Annotated in this window: 3 protein-coding genes; all 3 read right to left on the reverse strand. The window is 58.5% G+C overall.

Annotated features, from left to right (window positions below):
* Positions 1-355 precede the first annotated feature (355 nt).
* Entirely contained in the window at positions 356-1,990 is a 1,635-nt protein-coding gene (locus NW863_RS12205; protein WP_414366674.1) for an AAA family ATPase, read from the reverse strand.
* Between the two features lie 43 nt (positions 1,991-2,033).
* Entirely contained in the window at positions 2,034-3,389 is a 1,356-nt protein-coding gene (locus NW863_RS12210) for a pentapeptide repeat-containing protein (protein WP_414366675.1), read from the reverse strand.
* 45 nt (positions 3,390-3,434) lie between these two features.
* Positions 3,435-4,697: pentapeptide repeat-containing protein (locus NW863_RS12215; protein ID WP_414366677.1), on the reverse strand; the 1,263-nt coding region annotated here is incomplete at its 5' end.

A 4,697-nucleotide genomic window follows, 5' to 3' on the forward strand; every position in this document is an offset into this window, starting at 1 on the left:
CCCTTGATTGCTTGGATTCTCACCTTGGGATCCGGACTGTCTAGGGCTTGCTCAACGGCTACCAAGCCTCCCATGACTGGATCGGAGCCGGCCAATTGCTGCCCACCCAGAACAGGATCAAAGGTTTCCGCCATCCCTACACCTCAAGTTAACCTTCCAACTACCTGCTGCTGCATAAGCCATAGGCCCGGTCAGTTTTGGCAATTACTTCAGCTCGGTAAGCTTCCAGCCCCCAAATCGACCACCAAAATCAGGGATCCCGTAGCCCAAAGCAGCCGCTGTCTGTTGGATCCCTGGGGAGCTGAACACCTTTGGTTTTGGTAGTACATCCCGCCAGAAGACCAGGACTGAGAACTTAGGAGGGGGAGGAGGGGAAAAACGAAGAGGGGCTGTCGACTTCGATGGGGCCCAGCCCTCTTTTTTGCACCAGCGTTCGCAGCTCCTGCACAAGCTGTTGGTCTTGGGAGGCTGTGCGCGCCCCGGACTCGGCAGCCCATGCCTTTAAGTCCTGAATCTGGTCGCGGGCGATGGCGGCCAGAGGAACGGTTTGGCGAATGGCGCTAAGGATGTCCTCCTGGGTAAACTCGCGGGGTGGATCCTGGTTGAAGGCCATGTGCATGGCATCGTAGATGGCCTGTTCAATTTCTGCCCCGCTGAAATCTTCGCTGGCCATGGCCAGCTCAGGGTAGGAGAAATCCCGCAAGCGGTTGGGCCGCAGCCGCTGGATGTGGACTTGGAAGATCTCCTCCCGCTCCCGCTGGTTGGGCAAATTGACAAAGAAAATCTCATCAAACCGGCCTTTGCGCAGCAACTCAGCCGGCAAGATGCGGACATTATTGGCGGTGGCAACAATAAAAACGGGTTTGGTTTTTTCCTGCATCCAGGTAATTAGGCTGCCGAAGACCCGCTTGCTGGTGCCCGAATCTCCTGAAAACTCGCTGTTGACGCCGCCAAAGGCCTTATCCAACTCATCAATCCACAAAACACAGGGGGCCATAGCTTCGGCAATTTGGATCATCTGGCGCACGCGGCTTTCACTTTCGCCGACGATCCCGCCGAAGAGTCGCCCCACATCCAGCCGGAGCAAGGGCATGCGCCACTCGCGGGCTATGGTTTTGGCACAGAGGGACTTGCCGGTACCCTGAATCCCGGCCAGCAAAATGCCCTTGGGGCTGGGCAAGCCATAGTCGCGGGCCTGGGCACTAAAGCTGTTGCGGCGCTGGCGAATCCAGGCTTTGAGGTTTTCCAGGCCGCCGACATTTTGCAGGGTCTCGGAGGGGTTGTAAAACTCCAGGATTTCCGTCTGGCGGATGTATTGCTTTTTCTCTTCCAGAACCAGGTCGATATCGCCCTCGCTGACCTTGCCTTTGGCGGCTAGGGCGCGGGCCAGGATCCGCTCAATGCGCTGCCGGGTCAGCCCTTGACAGGCTCGAACCAGTTGTTCCCGCGCTGGGCCGCTTAGCTCCAGTTGACGGGCAGGGATCGCGCGGGTAACGATCCGCTCAATTTCGTCGATGCTGGGCAGGGGAAAATCATAGACTACAATTTCCTCGCGCAGCTCGGCAGGGACAACGGCTTCTTGGCCCAGGAGGATGATGGACTTGCGGCTGTGGCGGCCCTCTCTGGCCAAGGTTTTTAGGTAGCGGATAACGGGATAGTTATCTGAGCGTTCTGGATTTCTCAGGGTAGGGTTTAGATCCTTGAGAACACAAATAACCGCCTCGTCCTCTTTGATAGCGCCGATGCGGCCCAGAGCAGGCATCAATTGACCTTTGTTTTGGCCGTTATCTGACCAGCCAGAGACGATATCCCAGATTAGGAGTTTGCGCTTGGGTTTGAGAGAATCGGCCAGAACTTGTAGCAACTCCTCTGCCGGGGCTTCTTCGGGAGTAACCAGGTAGATCAAAGGGTAGCGAGCGCGAACCACCAAGTCCAGCAGCGTGAGAATGTCTTGGTGATTGCTGGCAAAGGCGAGATCTAAGGAACTCATGGATCTAGCTGCTAGCTGTAGGTAGTCTAGCAAAGGGATCCGCCTAGGGATGGACAGTTCCGTCGGGGAGGATGGCCCCACTCAAGTCAGCAAATCGATCCCAGCCGGGACTTAGTTTTGCGCCCGTTAGGTTTGCTCCTTTGAGAGAAACGTTCAGCAAGTCTGCCTCCTGCAGGTCTGCCCCGCTCAGGTCGGCTCCTTCCAGGTTTGCCCCCCTCAGGTCTGCTGCCCTTAAGTCAGCCCCGCTGAGGTTTTTCACATCAGCCTGGCCGTTAACAATCTCCCAGACCAGCCGCCACTTGGGATCCATCTGCGTTTCGGCAGAGACTAGGGATCCCTCTAGACTGACCCGGCTCAAGTCGGCCCCGCTCAAGTTGGCTCCGCTGAGATCAGCCTGGCTCAGGTCAGCCCCGCTCAAGTTGGCTCCGTTGAGGTTGGCTGCTCTCAAGTTAGCCTGCTTCAAATTGGCCCCCCTCAGGTTGGCTCCGCTGAGGTTGGCCCCACTGAGGTCTAATCCTCTCAGATAGGTCTGGGCCAAGCTGGCCTCACTTAGATCGACCCCTCGCAGATATGTTTCGTTTAGGTTAGCTCCGCTCAGGTTGGATCCTCTCAGACATGCCTGACGTATCCGGCTCAGGTTAACCCCCCTCAAGTTGGCTTGCCTGAGGTTGACCCCCTCCAGGTTAGCTTCACTCAGATCGGCTTCGGTTAAGTTGGCGTTGTCCAGGTTCGCTCCCCTTAAGTAGGCTCGGCTTAGGTTTGCGGAGCGCAAATCGGCCCCCTCTAAGTCGGCCTCGCCTAGGTATGCTGCACTCAGGTTTGCGCGGCTTAGCTTGGCCCTGCTCAGGCGTGCTGCTTTCAAGTTTGCCCGGCTTAGGTTGGCCCCCTCTAGGTATACCTCGCTCAGGTTAGCCCAGCTCAGATCAGCTCGGCTCAGGTCAGCCTGGTACAGACAGGCTGCTCCCCCCCTCTCTCCTTTCCCTAGGTCGGCTCCCCTCAAGTCTGCCCCACTTAAGTCAGGCCTACTTAGACTGGCTCCCCTCAGGTCAGCCCAGCGGAAGTCTCGCTCTCCGGCTCTGTATCTGGCTTGGATATCTTCGACTTTACGGAGAGGAAGCGGATGCGCTTTTGCTACCTGCACAAGCTCCGGATCCGCTGACTCCAGCAGTGTTTTCCAGGCTGCAAATTGAACTTTCCAAGCCAAACCTTTTTGCATGACGGTTTGGATAACAAGTTGAGCCCCTTTTTCGCCATATTGGAGCGCTTCCTCAATCGCTCGGATTCGCACTTCCAGATCGGGACTGGCTAGGTCTTGCTCAATAGCCACCAAGCCTCCCATGACTGGATCGGAGCCGGCCAATTGCTGCCCACCCAGAACAGGATCAAAGGTTTCCGCCACCGCTTGCCTCCCTGGTTTAGCCAGTACTTGGCGCTGAGAGAAAAGTTAGGAGTGAACTTGCCCATCAGGAAGGATGGTGCCTGTTAGGTCTTTGAACCATCCCCACCCAAAACTCAGTTTTGCGTCCCTCAGGTTTGCTCCTCTCAGATCCGTGTCGTCCAGGTTTGCTCCCCTTAGCTCGGCCCCGCTCAGGTTGGCCCTGCTCAGGTTGGCTTGCCACAGCCTGGCCTCGCTCAGGTTGGCCCAGTTCAGGTTGGCCTCGCTCAGGTTGGCCCCGCTCAGGTTGGCCCCGCTCAGGTTGGCTCCACTCAGGTCGGCCCCGCTCAGGTTCTTGACATTCGCCTGACCGTTGACAATTTCCCAGACCAGCCGCCACTTGGGATCCATCTGCGTCTCGGCAGAGAGCAGGGATCCCCTCAACCTGGCCCAGAACAAGTTGGATCCCTGAAGATTCACTCCCCTCAGGTCAGCCCCGCTCAGGTCGGCCCCGCTCAGGTCGGCCCTGCTCAGCTTAGCCTGGCTCAGGTTGGCCCCGCTCAGCTTGGCTTGGTTCAGGTTGGCCCCGCTCAGCTTGGCCAAGATCAAGTTAGCCTGGCTCAGGTCGGCCCCGCTCAAGTTGGCCCCGCTCAGGTCCGCCCCGCTCAGGTTGGCTCCACTTAGGTTGGCCCCGCTCAGCTTGGCCAAGATCAAGTTAGCCTGGCTCAGGTTGGCCCTGCTCAAGTTGGCCCCGCTCAGGTCCGCCCCGCTCAGGTTCTTGACATTCGCCTGACCGTTGACAATTTCCCAGACCAGCCGCCACTTGGGATCCATCTGCGTCTCGGCAGAGAGCAGGGATCCCCTCAACCTGGCCCAGAACAAGTTGGATCCCTGAAGATTCACTCCCCTCAGGTCAGCCCCGCTCAGGTCGGCCCCGCTCAGGTCGGCCCTGCTCAGCTTAGCCTGGCTCAGGTTGGCCCCGCTCAGCTTGGCTTGGTTCAGGTTGGCCCCGCTCAGCTTGGCCAAGATCAAGTTAGCCTGGCTCAGGTCGGCCCCGCTCAAGTTGGCCCCGCTCAGGTCCGCCCCGCTCAGGTTGGCTCCACTTAGGTTGGCCCCGCTCAGCTTGGCCTGGCTCAGGTCAGCCTCGCTCAGCTTGGCCCAGCGGAAATCTCGCTCTCCCGCTTCATACCTTGCTCGGACATCTCCAAGCTGTCGGAGGGGAAGTCGATGGGACTTTGCCACCTGCACGTGCTGGGGATCCTCCGCTTCCAGCAGCGTCTCCCAAGCCGCAAACTGCACCTCCCAGTTGGGATCATTTCGCATGGCCTGGAT

Origin of the sequence: Synechococcus sp. B60.1, assembly GCF_047462555.1 — a bacterium.
In the GTDB taxonomy this organism is placed as follows: domain Bacteria; phylum Cyanobacteriota; class Cyanobacteriia; order Thermostichales; family Thermostichaceae; genus Thermostichus.